The 20,405-nt window shown below is 67.2% G+C and carries 16 protein-coding genes; 4 read left to right on the top strand and 12 right to left on the bottom strand.

What is annotated here, in order from left to right; translation table 11 throughout:
* The 5 genes from NBW77_RS18625 to aceB form a co-directional block, all read right to left on the bottom strand.
* The coding region (locus NBW77_RS18625) for a ParA family protein (RefSeq protein ID WP_250280073.1) at window positions 1-1,831 on the bottom strand (1,831 nt) is incomplete at its 3' end.
* 56 nt (window positions 1,832-1,887) lie between these two features.
* Window positions 1,888-2,277, bottom strand: coding sequence for a HEPN domain-containing protein (locus NBW77_RS18620; protein WP_165485962.1), 390 nt, complete (start codon window positions 2,275-2,277; stop codon window positions 1,888-1,890).
* A gap of 110 nt (window positions 2,278-2,387) precedes the next feature.
* The gene (locus NBW77_RS18615; RefSeq protein WP_131746138.1) at window positions 2,388-3,815 is read right to left on the bottom strand and encodes a vWA domain-containing protein; all 1,428 of its coding nucleotides are present in this window, start codon (window positions 3,813-3,815) and stop codon (window positions 2,388-2,390) included.
* Between the two features lie 18 nt (window positions 3,816-3,833).
* A complete protein-coding gene (locus NBW77_RS18610) occupies window positions 3,834-4,712 on the bottom strand; it encodes an AAA family ATPase (protein WP_131746137.1) in 879 nt (292 codons plus the stop codon).
* A gap of 95 nt (window positions 4,713-4,807) precedes the next feature.
* Window positions 4,808-6,442: a malate synthase A gene (gene aceB, locus NBW77_RS18605; protein WP_131746136.1), complete on the bottom strand. Its 1,635-nt coding sequence runs from the start codon at window positions 6,440-6,442 to the stop codon at window positions 4,808-4,810.
* Between the two features lie 171 nt (window positions 6,443-6,613).
* Here aceB and NBW77_RS18600 point away from each other — a divergent pair, with 171 nt between their 5' ends.
* On the top strand, window positions 6,614-7,456 hold the full coding sequence (locus NBW77_RS18600; RefSeq protein ID WP_131746135.1) for an NAD(P)-dependent oxidoreductase: 843 nt from the start codon (window positions 6,614-6,616) through the stop codon (window positions 7,454-7,456).
* A 103-nt stretch (window positions 7,457-7,559) separates the two neighbouring features.
* Here NBW77_RS18600 and NBW77_RS18595 read toward each other — a convergent pair whose 3' ends face one another.
* Together NBW77_RS18595 and NBW77_RS18590 are read right to left on the bottom strand one after the other, a co-directional pair.
* Window positions 7,560-8,231 carry an SCO family protein gene (locus tag NBW77_RS18595; RefSeq protein ID WP_250280072.1) on the bottom strand — a complete coding sequence of 224 codons (672 nt, stop codon included), beginning with the start codon at window positions 8,229-8,231 and terminating at the stop codon, window positions 7,560-7,562.
* A gap of 107 nt (window positions 8,232-8,338) precedes the next feature.
* The gene (locus tag NBW77_RS18590) at window positions 8,339-9,508 is read right to left on the bottom strand and encodes a glycoside hydrolase family 6 protein (protein ID WP_250280071.1); all 1,170 of its coding nucleotides are present in this window, start codon (window positions 9,506-9,508) and stop codon (window positions 8,339-8,341) included.
* Window positions 9,509-10,473: 965 nt separating this feature from the next.
* Here NBW77_RS18590 and NBW77_RS18585 point away from each other — a divergent pair.
* Window positions 10,474-10,950 (top strand): VOC family protein, encoded by a 477-nt coding sequence (locus tag NBW77_RS18585; protein WP_131746132.1) that lies wholly within the window; start codon window positions 10,474-10,476, stop codon window positions 10,948-10,950.
* 46 nt (window positions 10,951-10,996) lie between these two features.
* On the opposite strand, the gene NBW77_RS18580 is transcribed toward NBW77_RS18585, so the two are convergent.
* From NBW77_RS18580 to NBW77_RS18560, 5 genes are all read right to left on the bottom strand, one after another.
* Window positions 10,997-12,151, bottom strand: coding sequence for a glycoside hydrolase family 6 protein (locus NBW77_RS18580; RefSeq protein ID WP_250280070.1), 1,155 nt, complete (start codon window positions 12,149-12,151; stop codon window positions 10,997-10,999).
* Complete coding sequence (locus tag NBW77_RS18575) at window positions 12,148-13,740, bottom strand: galactose oxidase early set domain-containing protein (RefSeq protein WP_242605710.1); 1,593 nt, start codon at window positions 13,738-13,740, stop codon at window positions 12,148-12,150. Before NBW77_RS18575 ends, NBW77_RS18580 begins: the two co-directional genes overlap by 4 nt.
* Complete coding sequence (locus NBW77_RS18570; protein ID WP_242605709.1) at window positions 13,740-15,809, bottom strand: glycosyltransferase family 2 protein; 2,070 nt, start codon at window positions 15,807-15,809, stop codon at window positions 13,740-13,742. The genes NBW77_RS18575 and NBW77_RS18570 overlap by 1 nt, the downstream gene beginning before the upstream one ends.
* 443 nt (window positions 15,810-16,252) lie before the next feature.
* Entirely contained in the window at window positions 16,253-16,876 is a 624-nt protein-coding gene (locus tag NBW77_RS18565; RefSeq protein WP_131746131.1) for a hypothetical protein, read from the bottom strand.
* 212 nt (window positions 16,877-17,088) lie between these two features.
* A complete protein-coding gene (locus NBW77_RS18560; RefSeq protein WP_131746130.1) occupies window positions 17,089-18,348 on the bottom strand; it encodes a glutamate-5-semialdehyde dehydrogenase in 1,260 nt (419 codons plus the stop codon).
* A 135-nt stretch (window positions 18,349-18,483) separates the two neighbouring features.
* On the opposite strand from NBW77_RS18560, the gene NBW77_RS18555 reads away from it, so the two are divergent.
* Together NBW77_RS18555 and NBW77_RS18550 are read left to right on the top strand one after the other, a co-directional pair.
* Window positions 18,484-19,686 carry an exonuclease SbcCD subunit D gene (locus NBW77_RS18555; RefSeq protein WP_250280074.1) on the top strand — a complete coding sequence of 401 codons (1,203 nt, stop codon included), beginning with the start codon at window positions 18,484-18,486 and terminating at the stop codon, window positions 19,684-19,686.
* A partial coding sequence (locus tag NBW77_RS18550) for an AAA family ATPase (protein WP_250280069.1) occupies window positions 19,686-20,405 on the top strand: 720 nt, incomplete at its 3' end. The genes NBW77_RS18555 and NBW77_RS18550, both read left to right, overlap by 1 nt.

Here is a 20,405-nt window from a genome sequence, read left to right as displayed (position 1 = left end):
CAGGAGCAACCGTGTCCGACATCCGAACCCATTCCCAGCTGCGCGGACCGATGTCAGGTGTGACAAGAAGACTGCGGAGGTCCTCGACAAGAACCGATCCGGTTTGTAGTGAACTGGACCGCAGCAGACCCAGCGGCGGCAGCCAGTCAGGAACCCGGGCACCTGGAATATTTTTTGCCACGGAGACGGCAACTAGATTTTGCCAGACGGTTCGCCATTCGAACTCCAGCTCCTTACGAACGGAGTCAAGGAGAGCGAACTCGTCGGCGCCGGGTAGCCAGGAAGCCCTTAGACCACTCGGCGCGACAACCGTGACATTAGAGGTGCCAGCGGCGGACAGCCTTCGGAAGATCGTCGTCTTACCGGTTCCCTTACGTCCGATGACCAGAGGAATCTCAGGGGAGAGAGCTCGGTCGGTGGCGTTTGTACGGAGAAAAAAGTTACTCAGTTCCTCGGCGTTCTGTTGCTCGGCAACGACAATGGAAAAGGAGAGCTCACGCAGCGCAGTATCCTTCTCCGACTCTGGTTCCGAATCCACTCTGACACCGGAGGAAGAAATTCCGCTGGAATATCGAGCGTCCTCCGCGGATGCGGGGAGAGGAGGTCCGCTACTCGGGAGATACCCGGAGATCCATTCCGCAATCGGCTCGTACGGTCGCGCTAGATCCCTGGAGTCGGCAACGGAGTCACTCGTCGCAACAGCCTCGTTGTAGGCGACGAAATTAGTGATGTCAGCTATTCTGGCGCCATCGAAAGCGTGCGCCCCACCGGGTAGGAAGAAATCTCCCATCCAGGAGCTGATATGGTCCAGCGCGCGGTCTTCATAACGTTCCACTGATTCTTGGTCACCGACCGGAATAGGCGAGACCAAAAATGATGGTGCCGGGGTAAGTCGATCGTGACCAGCACTTCTTTTAGTGGTGGCGTTCAACAAAGCGCGCACAAGGGCGCTGGTTCCCCGCAACGACTGCGGATGCGGGAAGAAGGCAACAACAGCAAGATCTGCCAGGTCGAACAGGAGCGGAGCGGCAAGCGGGCTTATACCGGTTCGCGAGTCCAGCAGGATGACGTCGAAAGAAAGCGGTAGGGCACGCACCCGATTCATGAGCTCCCTAAGGGGATTAAAATCCTCCCGATAGTACGCAGCCGGATCAATCTGAGCGAGCTGACGCGCGTAGTTCGACGTGGGAAGGCCCGCGGGGAGGAGATAAAGTTCCGCGTCCCGATCGACCTTTACCAGATGTTCGATGATATCCGGATCCGCACCGAGGTCTATCTGGACGAGCAACGGAACCACTCCCCGTCCATCGACAAGAACGTCTTCGACGTCGAAGAGCGCGGCCAGACCGGGCGCTTCCAGATCCATGTCCACGCACAACACCCGGTGCCCCCGTGCGAGTATCCGGGCGACGTAGGCCAACGCCGTAGATCTTCCAACTCCGCCCCGAAGGGAGTAGAAGGTCACGACGACAGGGGGATCCAGCCCGTCCTCCACATCATCCGGGAAGCGCACCTCAACCGGCTCCGTGGTTGCTCCACGCGCCAGCGACTCCGGCCATAGTGGAATCGCGTCCAGGACACGATCAAGAACGAGCGCGTCGTCCGTCTCCTCCTCGGGGGTCCACAAGACCGCGAGAGAGATGTGAGCATCAAGATCTACGGGTATGAGCTTTCGACGCTCGTTATCTGAAAACCCGGCGAGTCCGGAACTCACGACCAACACCCGCCACCCGCCGAACGGATCAGCTTTGATGCGGACATCCGCGTCTGCGACACCGGCCCGCTCCAGCGCCTCGGTCAGCCTGCTCCGCAGGTCGGAGTCGGTCAACACCGCAACCTCCTGGTCATTTGCTCGACGCTGTCCGGCTGCGTGGCCAACTGCGGGGATCATAGTTTCGCCTGTCGCCGGAGTACCCGCCGGAGCCGCGTCGTCAAACGTCCCGCCAAGGTGACCGCGGCCTTGAACTGCTCACGATGATCATCTGTACCTTCATGTTGGTATCGCATACCCACGCTGCGCTGTTCGTAGTGCGTGCGGAGATTGACACTGAAGTCGGAAGGATGAAGTCCGGCACGGTCGAGCAGAAACGCCAGGTTATGGCCTTCTCCCCCAGCGGTCGGCGGCTTGGCTCCCTGAGCGGCGATGAGCGCTTTCGCCAGGCACTCGACGGCATACCAGGCCATGTAGGCGGCGGCCAACGGCCGCTCCGCCTCATGCAGGACGCCTGCGTCCCGACTGCGTTCAGAAGCGACCAACTGCCACTCGAGTGGTGTCATCAGCTTGTTGCCAGCGGGCACCATGGCTCCAGGGACGAGGGAGCAGACCAGAATCAAGCATCATTGAACACCCACCTACGAAGAGCACCGAGACAGGTACCACTGGTAGCCTACGACGGGAGGATGCGCTCGATGAACGCCTGCAACTGCTCGACGTTACGGCATTCGACCATCTCGTCGACCAGGTCGGCGTAGGCGCGGGTGGCCGAGTCTCCCGAACCCCAGTAGGTGCGCGGCTCCGGGTTCAACCAGTAGGCGTGCCGGGCCTGCGCGCACAGCTTGCGGAACACCGGCGCGGCGGTCGCCCGGTAGTTGTTACGGGCGTCCCCCAGCACGAGCAGGGACGTTTTCGGGCCGATCGCGTCCGGGTATTTCGTCGCGAACACGTCGAAGGCATGCCCGTAGTCGCTGTGTCCGTCGAACCATGTCAGATCGGCTTCGGTGGCGATACGCGCCATCATGTCGCCGAGGTCGCCGCCACGCAGGAACCGGGTGACCTCGTCGGTGGTGTCGATGAACGCGAACGCCCGGACCCGGGAGAACTGCTCCCGCAGGGCATGTGTGAGCAGCAGCGTGAAGTGCGCGAACGAGGCCACCGAACCGGAGACGTCACACAGGACGACGAGTTCGGGTTTGTGCGGCTTGTGCGGCCGGTGGTGGGTCTCCAGCGGCACCCCCCCGGTGGCGAGGGAGGCCCGCACCGTACGGCGGAAGTCGAGCCGGCCGGAGCGGCCCAGCCTGCGGCGGGCGGTGAGCCTGGTCGCGAGCCTGCGAGCAAGCGGGTAGACCTGCCGCCGCAGTTCGACGAGGTCCCGCTGGGATGCCCGGAGGAACTCGACCTGGTCGGCCAGGGGCTTCACCGCTGTCCTCGCCACCGCGTCCACCCCGCGTTCCTCGGCGAGCCTGCGGCGGACCTCGGAGGCGACCATCTCCTCGAACGACCGGATCCGCTCAGTGATCGTCTGGCGGGCGACCCGATCGGCCAGGCCACCGGTCTCCTGGTCGCCGAGCATCGCGGCCAGCAGATCGGCGACCAGGGTGTCCGGTGACAGCGCTCGCATGACCCGGTACATGAACCAGGACCGCTCGCCCGGGCCGCCCGGTGTCGCCCCGAGAGTGCTCACCGCGTCCCTGGCGAGGCGGCGCAGCACCTCGTCATCCCCGTCGAGGAGGGCCTGTAGCAGGTCACCACGCATCACCTGGCGTAGCGTCTGCGCGTCCAGGTCGCCGTAGTCACCGCCCGGCTGGTGCGGGTCGGCGTCCGCTCCGGGCTCCCCGTCCCCGACGCCAAAGCCTTCGACGGACAGCCCGTCACCGATCCGCGGCGGGAAATAGAGGTCGAACAGCATGTCGAAGGTCGCCCGGTGGGCCGGACGCTTGCACATCGTCGCCGCGAACGCGGCATGCAGCGCCTCGCGGTCGAGTAGCCCGACCGCTCCGGTCGCACGGGACGCGTCCACGGTCTCGGCGCTACTCACCGGCACGCCGGCCCTACGCAGCGCCGCGGTGAACGCGACCGTGCGATCCAGCAGGCTCATCTCGGACATCCCATCGGATCAGTTCGGGCCGAGCTTGAGCTGGCCGCTTGCCCGCGCCTGGTCACTGGCGTGCTTGAGAACAACACCCAGCGTGGAGGAGACCGCCGCCTCGTCGAGAGTGTCGATGCCCAGCGCCAGCACGGTCTGGGCCCAGTCGATCGTCTCCGCGATCGACGGTGCCTTCTTCAGCTCCATCGCCCGCAGCGCCCGGATGGTGCGGACGATGGCCTCGGCCAACTGTTCGGGCAGTTCCGGGACGCGGGCAAGAACAATCTCCTTCTCCCGCGCCGACGAAGGGTAGTCCAGGTACAGGTAGAGGCAGCGGCGTTTGAGCGCCTCGGACAGCTCCCTGGTCGCATTACTGGTCAGCACCACGAACGGACGGCGGGTGGCGACAAGGGTGCCGAGTTCGGGGATCGTCACCTGGAAGTCCGAGAGCACCTCCAGGAGCAACCCCTCGACCTCGACATCGGCCTTGTCCGTCTCGTCGATCAGCAGCACGGTAGGGGCGTCCCGGCGGATCGCGGTCAACAGCGGACGGGAAAGCAGGAACTCGTCGCTGAAGATGTCGTCATGGGTCTCATCCCACGCCTCGTCGTTTCGACCGGCCTGGATACGCAGCAGCTGCTTCTTGTAGTTCCACTCGTACAGTGCTCTGGCCTCGTCCAGGCCCTCGTAACACTGCAGGCGGATCAGTTCGGCGCCGGCCGCGGATGCGAGAGCCTTGGCCAGCTCCGTCTTGCCCACACCGGCCGGTCCTTCGACGAGCAGCGGCTTGCGGAGCCGGTCGGCGAGGAAGACGGTCGTCGCGATCGCGTGGTCCGCGAGGTAGCCGGCAGCCTGTAGCCGGCTGTGAACATCTGCCACATCCGCGAAGGCATGCTCCTGCAGCGGCATATACACCTCTCGTGTGTGACCTGAGACCCGTTTTCATAGTGCCAGTGATGGGCTTCTCGGGGCCACATCACTCCACAGCAGTCATGCGACAGCAGTCACTCCACAAGGTCATACGCGGGCAGGGTCAGGAAATCGACAAACTCCTCGGCCAGCGCCACCTGCTCGAAGAGGACGGCGGCATCCTTGAACCGGCCACCGTCGAACACCTGCGCACCGACCGCTGCCCGGATCGCATCCAGCTCCTGCGCCTGCACCGCCCGGACGAGCTCCGCGGTCACCACCCGGCCGTCGTCGAGGCGGGCCCGGGCTGCGATCCACTGCCAGATCTGGGAGCGCGAGATCTCGGCGGTGGCCGCGTCCTCCATCAGGTTGTCGATACCGACCGCGCCCGTCCCCCGCAGCCAGCTCTCCAGGTAACGGATCGCCACGCTGATGTTGCTGCGCAGACCCGCCTCGGTGATCGAACCTGGGGTGTCACGGATCGCGAGCAGCTGGCGTGCGCTCACCGTGACGTCATCACGCTGCCGGTCGAGCTGGTTCGGATGCTCCCCCAGCGCGGCGTCGAAGACCTCGGTGCACACCGGTACCAGGTCGGGGTGGGCGACCCAACTCCCGTCGAACCCGTCACGGGACTCACGTTCCTTGTCCTCCCGGACCTTCGCCAGGGCACGGGTGTTGACCTGCGGGTCACGGCGGCTCGGGATGAACGCGGCCATCCCGCCGATGGCATGAGCGCCGCGACGGTGACAGGTCGCCACCAGCAGTTCGGTGTAGGCGCGCAGGAACGGCACAGTCATGGTGACCGTCGCACGGTCGGGCAGCAGGAAGTCGGCACCGCGGGAGCGGTAGGTCTTGATCGTGGAGAACATGTAGTCCCACCGGCCGGCATTCAGGCCGGCGGAGTGCTCCCGCAGCTCGTAGAGGATCTCCGCCATTTCGAAGGCCGCCGGCAGCGTCTCGATGAGCACCGTTGCCCGGATCGTCCCATGGGAGAGGCCGAGCGCGTCCTCGGTCGCGGTGAACACGTCGTTCCACAGCCGCGCCTCAAGGTGACTTTCGATCTTCGGAAGATAGAAGTACGGCCCTGCTCCGGCTGCGACAAGAGCATGGGCGTTGCGGAACGCATACAGGCCGAAGTCGAACAGGGCACCGCTTACCGGCTGCCCGTCGACCAGGACGTGGCGTTCCGGCAGGTGCCAGCCACGCGGGCGTACGACAAGGGTTGCGAGCCGCTCCCCGAGCACGTAGCCGCGGCCGTCGGGGCCGGTGAAGGTGAGCGTCCGAGCGATGGCCGCGGTCAGGTTACGCTGTCCGGCGATCATGTTCGACCAGGTCGGAACGTTGGCATCCTCGAAGTCCGCCATGAACACCCGCGCGCCGCTGTTCAACGCGTTGATGACCATTTTCGCGTCCGTCGGCCCGGTGATCTCGCACCTGCGGTCGGCGAGGCCCGGAGCGGGCGGCGCAACCGTCCAGTCACCGCGCCGCACGTCCACGGTCCCGGCCGGGAAATCGAGGCTCGCCCCGGCTGCGATGGCCCGCTGACGCGCCCGGCGCCGGTCGAGCAGTTCGTCGCGGCGGCGTCCGAAGCCGCGTTGCAGTCCGGCGACAAAGGCGAGCGCCTCGTCGCTGAGCACCTGAACGGTATCGGCCTTCGACAGTCCGCGGACCTCCCGCGCAACCTCGACGCCGTCCGGACCCACCCCGTCCAATCCGCTGTTATCACCCATCACACGCCCTCCCTCGCGGGACCGGAGAAACCACTCGCCGTACCCCACCACGGCGTATGTTTGCCCGTCGCACCTCTGGCCGGGCCGTCTGGATCGCCCCACGCCCGGGTAGGGCCAGCAAGGGCATTCCACACGGTCGCATGGCGGCGAACATGCAGGGGAGGCAAAGCCATGAACGTCACGTTTCTCGGGCTTGGACGGATGGGCCGTGAGATGGCCCGCCATATCTCCGGCGGCGGCCATCGACTGACTGTCTGGAACCGGACGCGAGGTCAGGCGGGCGAGCTGGTGGCGGCCGGGGCGCACGAGGCGCCGTCCGTGCGGGCAGCGGTGGCGGACGCCGACGCCGTCGTGCTGATGCTCTTCGACGATGCCTCCGCCCGCCAGGTGATCGACAAGGTGGTCGCGAACGCTCCCGCGCACGCCCTAGTGATCAACATGACCTCGGTCGCCTCCTCCACCGGACAGGAACTCGGGCAGATGACAGCCAAGGCAGGACTGCGCTACGTGGAGGCACCCGTGGTCGGTACGGTCGGTCCGGCACATGAAGGCACGCTGCGGATACTGGTCGGGGCCAGCGAACAGGACGCAGCCGCCGCCGAAGGGCTGCTGTCCCTGTTCGGAACAACGCGACGCGTCGGCGACATCGGTACCGCCACGGCGTTGAAGACAGTCGTGAACCTGGGGCTGGCGTTGTCGACCGCGGCCCTGGGCGAGGCGTTGCGACTCGGATCAGATCTCGGGATCGACCGTGACCTGCTCCTCGACGAGTTCTCCGGCGGCGCACTGGGATTCATCGTGAACTACAAACGCACAATGCTCGCGGACGACAAGTTCCAACCCGCCGCGTTCACCCTGGACGGCATGATCAAAGATCTTCGGGTCGCCACGGGGTCGGCGCACCGGCCACTGCCGATGGCCACGACCACCCTCGCCCTGGCCGGGGAGGCGGCCGACGCCAGACACGGAAACGACGACTTCTCCAGTCTGGCCGCGTACTACGCCTCGACCTGAGCCCGGGCCTTACGTCCGCCGTCCCCGTATGTGCCGGCCTTTGGCCTGTACCATCCCCAGGCCTCCGGCCGCGCACAAAAACCATGATGGCGCGGCCTTTGGCCTATGTCTGCCCCGCGATCAGCAACGGGATGTCATGGGCATAGTCGGCGACCTTCGTCCCCGCGAGGTACACGACGTGCGCGGTTCCATCCGGGCTGAAGGCGGTCACCTGCGTGCCGTGGGTGACGGTCACCGAACCGTCCGCCTGTCGCCGCGGTGGCTCTAACTCGATGCCGAGCTGGCCGGCGTACCCCGCGATCACGTCGAACGAACCGGTCAGCCCGACGAACGACGGGTCGAACTGGGCGAGCCACGTATGCAGGACGGCGCCGGTGTCCCGGTCGGGATCAGAAGTCACGAACACCACGGAGACCTTGGAGCGGTCCGCGCCGGGCAGTGCACCAAGCGCGGCGGCGATGTCCGCCATGGTCGTCGGGCAGATGTCCGGACAGTGGGAGTAGCCGAAGAACAGCAGGGTGAGCCGCCCGGCGGTGGCCTGCCTGAAATCGTAGGGACGCCCCCCGGTGTCGGTCAGCCGGATGTCCGGCTTGTCCACCGGATGCTCCAGCCCCACCCCCCGGATCCCGGCCGCACCCGCGACATCATCCAGGTTCACCGGTCCGCCGGCTCGGCGGCCGGCCCCGGCCGACGCACCGCAGCCGGCGAGCAGCACGGCGATCAGGACGCCTGCGACGGCCGTGTACATATGGACAGGCAGCCGGCGTCGCCGCATCCCGCGCTTCCATCCGCGTGACCTCATCCGTCCACAATGCACGGACGGATCCGGCGGCCTTCTAGCCCCCGCCCGTACGCGCGTCCTTCACCCATACCCACATCGGGTCAGGCGGTGGCCCGGGTGGCCAGACCGATTGCATAGTCGAGCCACCACTGGCCGGCGCCGGGACCCCCGTTACAGGTACCGTCCGACTCCCCGGGAATCTTGATCCACAGATATGCGTCAGCCAGCGGGTCACCGGTGGTCGCGCTCGGTCGCGCCCCGAGCGCCCTGCCCGGGGGGTTGCACCAGACATCCCCGGGTGCCGGGCCGAGTCCGTTGCGGCTCGTGTCGATGACGAAATGGACCGTTCCGCCCAGGGCCGCGGAGATCGCGTCACCGTAGCCGCGTTCTTCGGACGTGTCGTGGAAGTTCGAGACGTTGAGCGCGAAACCGCGTGCGCGGTCGACACCCGCCGCGCGCAGCATGGTCGCCATCTCGGCCGCACCGTGCCAGCCGGCGTTGCCGGCATCGAGGTACACGGTCACGCCGATACCGGCGAGAACGTCCACCGCACCCGCCAGCAGCGAGTAGCGGGTCTGGCGGTCGGCCGCGGACAGGCAGTCGGACTGGGACAGGGCGTCGGGCTCGAGGATGACCGCGGCCGGTCCATGGCCGATACCCGTGGCAAAGGCCGAGATCCAGGAACGGTAGGCGTCCGGGCTGCCCGCTCCGCCCCCGGAATAGCCGCCGCAGTCACGGTTCGGAATCGCATAGGCGACAAGCACCGGCAGCGCACCCGCAGTCCGGATCGCGGAGACCCGGCCGGCAACCCTGGTCTGGATGTCGGTGCCGTCACCGAACCAGTCCGCGTGCGAAGTGTTCGCGATCTTGCTCAATGCGGCGGCCGTCGCGGGCGAACTACCCTGAAGCTGGGCGACCGCCGCGCCAGCAGCGGTGTTGGGGTCGACGTAAAGCTTGGCACCGGTGAACGGACCGCCCCCGGCCACCGGCCCCGGCGCCTTCGGCGGTGCCGCCGTGGGCGACGACGCGGCGGTCTGGACGGGTCTCTGCGTGGGTATGGATCCATCCGCGGGCATTGATCCATCCGCGGGCATGGTAGCCACGCTCTTCGGCGCCAGCACGCCCAACGCGGCGGCAACCGTGGTCGGCAACGCGGCGGCCTGGGTGGTGACCGGACCCGGCAGCACGACGTCCTCCGCCGACGCGGGAGACGAGGAGAACATCACACGCTGTAGACCGAAACCCGCGATGACAGCGACGACCGTGATCACGGCCAGGCCCCATCGAAGGCGACCGGGCCCCGAGCGATACGAGTGGCGGGAATGCCGGGAGCGGTGAGAGGCTCCACGCGAGGACATCCCGTGTGGCCCTGTCGACACACAACCTCCGGACGGGTAATCAGTGCAGCGTTTTCCTTACCCCACCCCTGTCTATTCGTGGACTATAGCAGCGGTTGCGCGGAGCCCCTCTGGGGGGATAGCGGATAGAGGCGGCGGCCACAACACGCACCCCCACCACCCGCCCACCACACACCTTCCATCCACGCGACAACGGGTGTGACCGCAGCCACTTTCCCGAACAGGTTCCGCTATTGAATCACAACTGTCGTTGTTGGTTCATTGCGCATCAACACGTCGGCGATGGACGCGTCGGCAATGGACGTGAACAGCGTACCGCGCCGTTTCGCCGGTTATCACCGCGCAATGCATTTCACACCGAAACGCGCTTCGGACGCTCCGAAGCCAATGCGCCTGGTAGGCGGGAAGCCGATCCTCTGGCATCTTATAAAATAGTATGCGACGCATGGCCACACGGATTTTGTTCTCTGTGTGGGCTTCCGTGGCGAGTTTGTGCGCAACTGGGTCCTGGAACTCGCCGCGGAGTGCGCCGACGAGTAGACGGCGCTGCCGGGCGTGCCGCGCCACCGCGTACTTGACGGCGAAGCTGCCGGCTGGTCGGTCACGGTCGTCGACAGCGGCCTGGACGAGCCGTGGTGGTCGGGCGTGCGGCCATGGGCGATCTGGGAACATCCCATGCACCCGGAGGACTACAGCGCGCCCACCGACATCCGTCCATACCGCGGCACGGCGTCAGCGTTATACAGGTAGGTTGCGGTCTGGCCGCGCGGCGACGTTCTTGTCGGGTCTCAATGGGTACGGAACGGTACAGCGCGGAAAGTACGCGACCAGGGCCACGCCAGAGCGAGGCCCCTGCAGCCAGACGAGGAGAACCAGCGATGACCACCTCAGTCGAGCCGATTCCCGCCGGTTACCCGAGAGTCAGCCCATACCTGCACGTGGACGGGGCATCCGACGCCATCGACTTCTACACGCAGGTTCTCGGCGCGACGGAACGGATGCGGATGGCCGCTCCCAGCGGCCGGATCGGTCATGCCGAACTCATGATCGGCAGTTCAATGATCATGCTGTCGGACGAGTTCCCCGAGATGGACGCGGTAGGCCCGAAATCGGTCGGCGGTACACCGGTCGTCATCAGCGTGTACGTGGAGGATGTCGACGCCACGTACGACCGCGCGGTGAAGGCCGGCGCGAAGGGACTGCACCCGGTCGCGAACCAGTTCTACGGTGACCGGTCCGGCCAGTTCGAGGATCCGTTCGGGCACCGGTGGAGCATTGCCACGCACATCGAGGACATCCCGCCTGAGGAGCTGGCCCGGCGGGCGGCCGAGGTCATGGGCGGTGGCCAGGGCTGACCGCCCGCGCTGTGATCGCCCGCGCTGACCGCCCGCGTCCCGCCGATCAGGACGTGGCGTTGCGGACGAGCTCGTCGGCCTGGGCCGACCACCAGGTTCCGGCCGGCGGGTTGTTCCGGCCGCACTCCCCGTCGCTTGCACCCGGTGTTTTGATCCAGAGGAAGGCGTCCGCGCGTGCGTTACGGGTATCGGTGGTCGGTGCGGTGCCGAGCCCCCGGCCCGGCGGGTTGCACCAGGAGTCCTTCAGGCCTCCGGTGGCCGGGCCGCGTCCGTTGCGCGACGTGTCGACGACGTAATGGGCACCACCGGTGAGAGCCGAGATCACGTCGGCGCGGGCCGCCTCGTCCTGCGTGTAGTAGAAGTTCGACACGTTGACGGCGAACCCGCGGGTGCGCGCCACGCCGGCCCGGTTCAGGCGGTCGGCGATGACCGGTGCCGCTGTCCAGCCGCAGTTCCCGCCGTCCAGGTACACGCTGGTGCCGGCCAGCCCGCCGTAGACGCCGACCGCATCGTTGAGCAGTCCGTACCGCTCGTCCTGCTGGGCCGCAGGGAGGCTGTCCATCTGGGCCAGCGAGTCCGGTTCCAGGATGACGACGGCACGCCGGGTTCCGATACCCGCAGCCACCTTCCTGGTGAAGGCCCGGTAGGAAGCCGCGTCAGGTTCCCCACCGGCGGAGAAACCGGCGGCGACGTCACGGTGCGGAATCGCGTAGACCATGAGCACCGCGGTGGCGCCGGCCCGTTCGGCATCGGTCGCACGCGCCGCCACCGCGGCCTGGACGTCGGTCACCCAGTCCCCGACCGGGAAGGCCAGCGGCTTGCCTGCGATCGTCCTGGCACTCGCCGCGTTCGCTGGGTTCGCCGCGTTCTGCCGGGCGAACGCGGCCGGCTGGCTGTTCGAGTCGACGAGGAACGGCCCGCGGGGCGCGGGGCCGCGCGGACCGGTTCCCGCCACTGCGGCACGGCCGCCGGGATTACCTGCGGGGCACTGGGGGCCGACCGCCAGCAGCGGCGCGGCAGCAGCCGCCGCGGTCTGCGCGACCGGCGTGGTCGTCACTCCGCCACAGGCAGCAAGGATCATCGCGACGCCGGTGACCGCCGTGGCGGACCCTCGGACGTTCCAGCGTGGACGGTGGCCGGTCGGACGCCGGGCACCATCGACGAACCGGACCAACCCGGCGATCAATACGGTCCCCCTCATCCAACATGAACCCAGGTGGCGACCGACGGAACTCCTTCGCCGTTGGTCACGAAGAGCATGTACCAGTCTGGCGGAAGAAGGTTGGGGTTCTTGGGGACGCTCAGTGTGATGCTGCCGTCTGTCTGGTTAACGATAGGCAGGGCCACGGAACGCTGCTCGGTGTCGGTGACATGGGTGTAGGCACCCGGGCGGATCAGGCGCACCTTCGCCGCGGGCTGGGATGACGCCACGGTGATGGTGGTACCGCGGGTGATCTTGGTCGGAACGGAAGTGACCTTCGGGCGCTCTCCCTTGTAGAGATAGGACGGCGAGTAGACCTCGACACGGGTCTCGAACGTGTTGTCGTCGCTCAGCGGGTTGGAGCCGAACACGGCGACCCGCCCGTCCGGGAGCAGCAGGTACTCGGAGTGGTAGTCGCGGCCGACATGCGGGGCGGCCGCCGGGGTGAAGCTGTTGGTGTCCGGGTGGTAGATCTCGGCGGTCAGGGAGTCCTTGGCCCGGTAGGCAGTGGAACCGCCGGAGACCAGCACCGTGTCGTCGGGCAGGACGACTGCGCCCGGGTACCTCTTGGCCACCGACAAGTCCGGACCGCGCACGTAGGCGGGATTGGTCGCGGCGAGGTCCACGATTGCCGTACGGGCACTCGACACCTGGGTGTCACCGACCCCACCACCGCCGATGAACATCACCTTCTGGTCCTGCGCCGGAGCGAGCATGACGGTTCCGGCCGTCTCGTTGACCTCCGGATTGGGCAGTCCGTTCACCGGCTGGAAGTTGTTGTTCGTCAGGTCCCACAGGCCGGGCTGGCGGTCGGCGAGTTCCGCCGGGCCGTACCCCGCGTTGGCTCCCGAGAAGAACAGCCGGCCGTCAGCGGCCAGCAGCAGGGACGGATACGTGGGGAAGACCTTGTGGCGATCGGGATGTTCGGCCCAGGTCCGGGTGACCGGATCGAACGACTCGGTGTTGCCCTGGTCGATGTCACCGTTGTCGTCGAGACCGGACACCGAGACCACCTGGCCGCTGGCCAGGGTCACCAGGGTCGGATACCACCTTGCATGATTCATGAAACCGGTCTTCTCGTACCGCTCGGTCACCGGATTGAAGATGTAGGAATCCTTCAGACCCTCGAACTCGTGCTTCTTGCCGTCGGTCGAGTCCGCCAGCAGCACCTCGTACTTCTTGGTGCCGCCGGATATCAGCAGGTCACCGTTGGGAAGGAAAGCATGCCCCGCGCAGAAAACGTCCCAGGGCGTGTTGACGCTCGCAAACGTGTTCGCGATCGGGTCCCACAGGACGCTCGAGAACTTCTTGGCGTCGAAGTTGGCCTGGTCGTTACCGGACCCGGCCATGAGCAGGACCTTGCCGGTGCGCAACATCGCCGCGTGGATCGAGCGCGTGCTGCTGTCCGCGACGACGTCCCAACGACCGTGCTCGCGCATGTAGTCGGGCTGATGGGACTGCCACTCCTCGTACCGCGCAGTGGTCCATGACGTCATGAACGGACCGTTTCCCACGATGATCACAAGAAGGATGACACCGAACTGCAGCATCCGCCGTTTGCGGACCCTGCTGCGCTGCGGTGAGGTCATCAGGCCAGCTCCTCAAGCAGCCCATCGCGCGACACCCGACGGCGCCGTGGCTTGAGCTTCATCGTGACGTCCTCCACGTAGCCTCCGTGCGCTGGACCATCGGCGGTAACAACCGACTGGCCCACCTGCTCGGTGATCGACTCCGTGGAACCGCCCGGGCCTTCCTGCTGACCCGGCTTCCCCGCCATCCCCGCCGGAGCCGGCAGGCCGGGCCTCGGCTTCGGTTGTGGGGTGGCCAGCACGGGCCGTACCAGCTTCTGGGTCGCCTCCTCGGTGTACCGCCCCGCCCCAAGGCCTGACAGCGCGGCCGGCAAGATTATCGTCTGGGTGGCCTCCTCGCGGTAACCCCCGGGCGCGGACGCCGACAGGACGGCCGGACGGATGAGTGTCTGGGTGACCTCCTCTGCGTAACCTCCGGCCAGGGCGTGCGCCATCGCGGCAGTCGGTACCGCGGCGGCGGTCGGCACCAGCGACAGTTCGGGCACCATCAGCGGCAACGGGTTCGGGGTTCCCACGGGACGCGGACCGATGATCGTGGAAACCGACCACATCACGATGGGCGTGAGGCAGAGGAGCAGCGACAACACCGCCCAGACCATGTTGGCCGGATACACGTGGCCGAACGTCGCCGCAACAGTGATCGAAGCCGCGGAGATCACCGCCCAGAATATGTGCTTGCGGAAGGTCCGGAGCCGATCGGGGCTGGCATTCGTCCCCTTGGGGGTGACCACGAAGCCGAGCGGACGCCGCAGCAGTGCACCCACAAACGCGGTCGAGTAGAACGGGGTGCACAGCATCGAGACGAAAATTCCAGAAATGCCGGCGGTGCCCTTCTCCTCATGAGGGCTGATGTTGAACCGCCGCAGCCATATGTACAGCAGGAGTCGTGCCACGGCCACGTCGATGTAGAGCGCCATCCAGGACGAGATCTGCACCGTGACGCCGGTCGACCCCAGCGCCATATAGCAGACGGTGAGCAACGTTCCCAGCAGCCAGGTGATGGCCACGGTCGGATAGTGCAACATCAGTGTCGAGTAGTGGAGGCGATGTCCCCAGGACAGCCTCCGCATCCGGCCCGCCGCCTCGGTCACCATGACCTCGTTGGCCCCACGGGCCCACCGCAGCTGTTGGCTGAAGAAGTCGGTCCAGGTCGCGGGCCCCTCGCCGACCGCGACGACGTCGGGCGTGTACACCGACTTCCACCGGCGGCCGCTGTCGGGGTGGCGGGCCCCGTGAACCGCGAAGGACGTGGCGAGATCCTCGGTGATCGAGTCCTGGAATCCACCGATCTGTTGCCACGCCGAAACGCGGTAGGCATGGTTCGTCCCGACGAACATGCCACAGTCGAAGCGATTGGCTGCTCGCTGGATCACCGAGTGGAACATGTAGTTCTGGGCTTCGGCACCACGGGTGAGGAAAGCGCGGAAGTTCCCGTAGACCTGCGGCCCGACGACGAAGGCGACCTCGGGATCACGAAAGTAACCGAGCATGCGGGACGCGAAGTTCGGCAGCGGGATGTGGTCGGGGTCGACGGACAGCACCACGTCGTAGCTCGCACCGTGGGCATCGAGCCAGGAGTTGTGGTTCCCGTGCTTCGTCTTCGCCCGGAACCGTCCTTTCGGCTCGTTCCACTTGTCGATTCCCTTGCGGGTGAAGTGGTGGACTCCGATCTCCCCGCACATCTCGCGGACCGCCGGGTCGTCACCTTCGTCGAGCAGCCAGATGTCGATCGGGGTGCCATAGCGGATCTGCCGGGCCGCGATCAGGGTGTCCCGGACGACGTCCAGCGGTTCCTTCGACGGGACGATGGTGGTCGTGAAGGCGATTCGTAATCCCGCCGGAGGCCTGACCGGAACCGGGTCCCGCATGATGTAGGCGGCCCAGCACAGGGTGATCGAACTGAGTAGCCGGATGCCCTCGGAGACAACAATCATCCAGAACATGACGGCGTTGCCGATGCGGACCGGGGTCGGCAGGTACTTGCCCTTGGGGAAGTGCTCCGGCTGGATCAACCACACGAAGAACAGCGACGATAGCCCGACGGTGGCGATCAGGAGCGGCAGCACCATCCACAGCTCTCGACCCGCCATAACCTTACGGTAGGAGACACGATACTCTCCGTCAGAAGACGGTAGGGTAAGTGGACCCGCGAGCATCGAGAAGGAGGTGTAGTCGTAGGCCAATTCTCTTCCAAGGACTCGTGCCACCCCGGGCTCTGGTTCACGCCACGACATGCGTCGCATGCGGTCGCGCGACCCGCACCCCGCAGGGACGGGGGAAACGCCGCCAAGTGTTGTCGGTCTTCAGCAGATTCGCCGTCGGTAATCCGACAGGCCGAGTTGAGTCATCCAGCGTCGGCCGGACGCACAGGCCCCCGTTCCCGGATCAGCCCACGCTGGTCTCGATCTGCCAAGGACATCGTGTCAGGCTGGCTAGGGAGGCTGGGGGTCACCGATTCCGGCTGCTCCGCCACAGGCGCCCGAAGCCGCGCCGATATCGGCGGTCGGCCGCGTCACCGGGCCACGTCATCGGATGAAGGAACGTCACCGGACGGAGCGGTATCACCGGAGGCCCGTGGGAAACGTGCAGCCAGCTGGCATCCGATCCCGCCGAGAACGAGGACAACACCGGCCACGAGGCTGAGCCACAGGCCCAGACCCACGTTCCCGCCGGCGACTGGATGATCCGTCTGGAAGGTACCGATACGCAGCCGCAGAAGTCTGGCAGCCATCGCATCCCCGGAATTGATTTTGACCGCGGCGAGAACAACGATCGCGAGACCGGCCGGGGGCAGCGCGAACGACAGCGGACGCGCACGCGGTACCTCGCGCAGCAGCACGCTGACGACGACGCAGAGGATGCCGAGCCCGAGTACGGCCGCGCCGTTCCATGACAGCTCCAACCCGGTCCTGCTGACAGGCAGCAGATCGGCACCGCGGTCGGAGAGGGTCGCACCCGCCCACGGCATGAAGACCCCCACGGCCGCGGCGATGCCCGCCAGGCCGCATCCCGATATGATCAGGTCCCCGACCCGGGACCCGTCGACGAAGCCGGGCGCCGGGGCTGCCTGTGTGGACGGCCCCGGCGCTGTGAAGCCGTCGCTCCTATGCGGGCGGTCCGGCTGGTGAGTCGACACGACGTTCCCTTCGGCGCTGCCACAACGACACCCACGAATCGGACGCCCGGTACCCGAACAACGCGCGTCTGAACCCGTCATGGTTCTGACCATGACAAGTAATGAGATGTCCAGCGGTGTCCCTTGCTGGGTGAGAAGCGTACCCGGGCAACCTGGGACGTCTGGAGGTGTCCCCCTGCACCGCCCCGCGCCGGCCAGGTGGGTGCGGTAGGTCAGACCACCAGATGGCCGTCACCGACCCCCACCCAGGTGGCGGAGGTCAGCTCGGCCAGCCCCATCGGCCCGCGGGCATGCAGCTTCTGCGTGGATATACCGATCTCCGCGCCGAACCCGAATCGTTCACCGTCGGTAAAGCGGGTCGATGCGTTGACCATGATCGCGGCACTGTCGCAGGTCGCGATGAACCGGCGGGACGCGGCCAGCGACCGGGTGACGATTGCCTCCGTGTGCCCGCTGCCCCACCGCCGGATGTGGGCGACGGCGTCGTCCAGGGAGTCCACCACGCGGACCGCCATGTCCAGCGACAGGTACTCGGCGGCCCAGTCCTCGTCCGTCGCCGGGCGCGCCGACGGGTCGTGGGAACGGACCATGTCGTCGCCGTGGACCGTCACCCCGGCATCGCCCAGCGCGGCCAACACCCGGGGCAGGAAAATCTCGGCCACCCCCGCGTGCACCAGCAGCGTCTCCGCCGAGTTGCACACCGATACCCGTTGGGTCTTCGCGTTGAGGACGATCGCCAACGCCTGATCGAGGTCGGCGTCGACGTCGACATAGACGTGGCAGTTGCCGACTCCGGTCTCGATCACCGGAACGGTGGACTCCTCCACCACCGTACGGATCAGCCCGGCCCCGCCCCGCGGGATCAGCACATCGACGATACCGCGCAGACGCATGAGCGCCTTGACGGATTCGTGATCGACCCCGGGTACCAGCGCAACCGCATCGGCGGGCAGCCCGGCCGCCGATGCCGCCTCCCGCAGCACCGCGATCAGCGCCGTATTGGTACGCAACGCCGACGCGCTGCCGCGCAGCAGGACAGCGTTACCGCTTTTCAGACACAGACCGGCCGCGTCCACGGTGACGTTCGGGCGCGCCTCGTAGATGATCCCGACCACACCGAGCGGCACCCTGACCTGACGCAGTTCCAAACCGTTCGGAAGGACCCGACCGCGTACCACCTCACCGACCGGGTCGTCCAGAGAAGCCACCTGGCGCAGACCGTCCGCCATCGCGGTGAGACGGTCCGCAGTGAGCGCGAGCCGGTCCACTATCGCCTCGCTGGTCCCCGTGCCGCGGGCACCGACGACATCCCCGACGTTTGCCTCGAGAATCGTCTCCCCGTGGGCGAGCACCGCGTCCGCCATCGCATGCAGAGCGCGATCCTTGTCCGCCCGGGACAACGGGGCGAGCACGGCCGCCGCCTGCCGTGCCCGGACCGCGGTCGCGCGGACATCCTCCGCAAGGCTGTTCATGACCAGTTCCTCCTGACCCGGCGCTCATCCAGCGCGCCACGCCGCTACGAGATTACCGGCGCGCCGCGGCGTGGACGGGGCCGTGCCCAGGACCCGCGTGCCGGCCTGTCGGAGGGGCGCCCTACCGTGCATCGCATGCTCGTGCTGCACACATCCGACTGGCATCTCGGTCGCGCCCTGCACCGGTTCGATCTGTTCGCGGCCCAGGCCGCGTTCGTCGACCATCTCGTCGAGGTCATCCGCGCGGAGCAGGTCGACCTCGTGGTCATAAGCGGAGACGTGCACGACCGGGCCATCCCACCGGTCACGGCGATGCGGCTGTTCGACGAGGCGCTGTCGCGGATGCGCGACGCCGGCGCGCACGTCGTGGTGATCAGTGGCAACCACGACGCACCCGTACGACTCGGCGACAAGGCCGGTCTGCTCGACCCTCGGGTACGTATCCGCACGGATGTGGCCAAGATCACCGAACCCGTGACCGTCGAGGACGCCCACGGGCCGGTCCACGTCTATGCCCTCCCCTACCTCGAACCCGCGGCGGTTGTCGCCGCGCTGCCCGCCGTGACCGACGAGGCAGATCAGATCGACAGGACGGACGAGGGCGGCGAGGTGCGTGCGGAGGGAACCTCGCTGACCCACCCGGCGGTCCTGCGGCGGGCGATGCGCGTGGTACACGCCGATCGGGTCCGTCGCGGTGGGCGCAGCGTCGTCTGCGCCCACGCGTGGGTGACCGGCGGTCAGGCGAGCGAGAGCGAGCGGGACATCAGCGTCGGTGGGCTGGCCGCCGTCCCGGCGGGGCTGTTCGACGGGATCACCTACACCGCGCTCGGTCATCTGCACCGCCCGCAGGCGTTACGGGACTGCCTGCGCTACAGCGGCTCGCCACTGCCCTACTCGTTCTCGGAAAGGACGGACGTCAAGTCGTCCCTGCTGGTCGAGCTGGACGCGAACGGGCTGGGCTGGGTGGAGGAGATCCCCGTGCCGGTGTACCGGAACCTCGCGAGGTTGCGAGGCCGGCTCGCGGAGCTCATGACCGCTCCCGTCCACGAGGCGCATGTCGGCGACTTCGTGTCGGTGGTGCTCACCGACACGATCCGCCCGATGGACGCGATGACCACCCTGCAGCGCCGTTTTCCCTTTGCGCTCACCTTGATTCATGAGCCGGAAGCCAGCGAATCGACCGATGGGCTCACCTACCGCCAGCGGATCCGGGGGCGTTCCGACCTGGCCGTCGCCGAGGCGTTCGTCACCCATGTGCGGGCCGAACCGAGCGAGGGGGAACGCTCGTTGCTCCAGGCGGCGCTGGACGACGCCCGACGATCCGAGGAGGCGGCCTGATGCGTCCCCACCATCTGGAACTCACCGCCTTCGGCGCGTTCCCCAGCCGGGTCGAGCTGGACTTCGACCGCCTTGGGGCCGGTGGCCTGGTACTGCTGTGCGGCGAGACCGGCGGTGGGAAGACCACCCTGCTCGACGCGCTCGGCTTCGCTCTCTACGGCACCGTCCCGGGGTTGCGTGCCCGTGCGAAGGACCTGCGGTCGCATCACGCCGACCCCGGGGCCGAGCCATGGGTCCGCCTGGAGTTCAGCCTGTCCGGGCGCCGGTACCGGATCGCCCGCACCGCTGCCTGGGACCGGCCGAAACGCGGCGGCGGGGGCAGCGTCCGGGTGAACCCGACCGCCCTGCTCGAACGACGGACCGAAACCGGCTGGGATGTGATGGCCCAGCGCAACGACGACGTCGGCCTTGAGATCGGCCGGCTGCTGGGCATGACCGCCGAACAGTTCTTTCAGGTGATCATGTTGCCGCAGGGACGGTTCGCCGACTTCCTGCAGGCCGACCATGACACGCGGGAACGGCTGCTCAAGCGACTGTTCCACGTCAGCCGGTTCGAGCACGCCGAGCAATGGCTCGCCGACCAGTCCAAGATCGCGGACGAGAAGGTCGCCGGCGCGCGGGGGGACCTCGCGCGGGTGGTCGCACGTGCCGCCGAAGCGGCCGAGACCGCGGAACCCGCCGACCCCGAGTCCGACCCCGGGTGGGTGGCCGGGCTCGCC

The organism is Frankia sp. Cppng1_Ct_nod (assembly GCF_920656135.1).
Lineage (GTDB): Bacteria > Actinomycetota > Actinomycetes > Frankiales > Frankiaceae > Protofrankia > Protofrankia meridionalis.
Note: the sequence above shows the minus strand (reverse complement) of the source record. Positions and strands in the feature narration are given on the sequence as shown.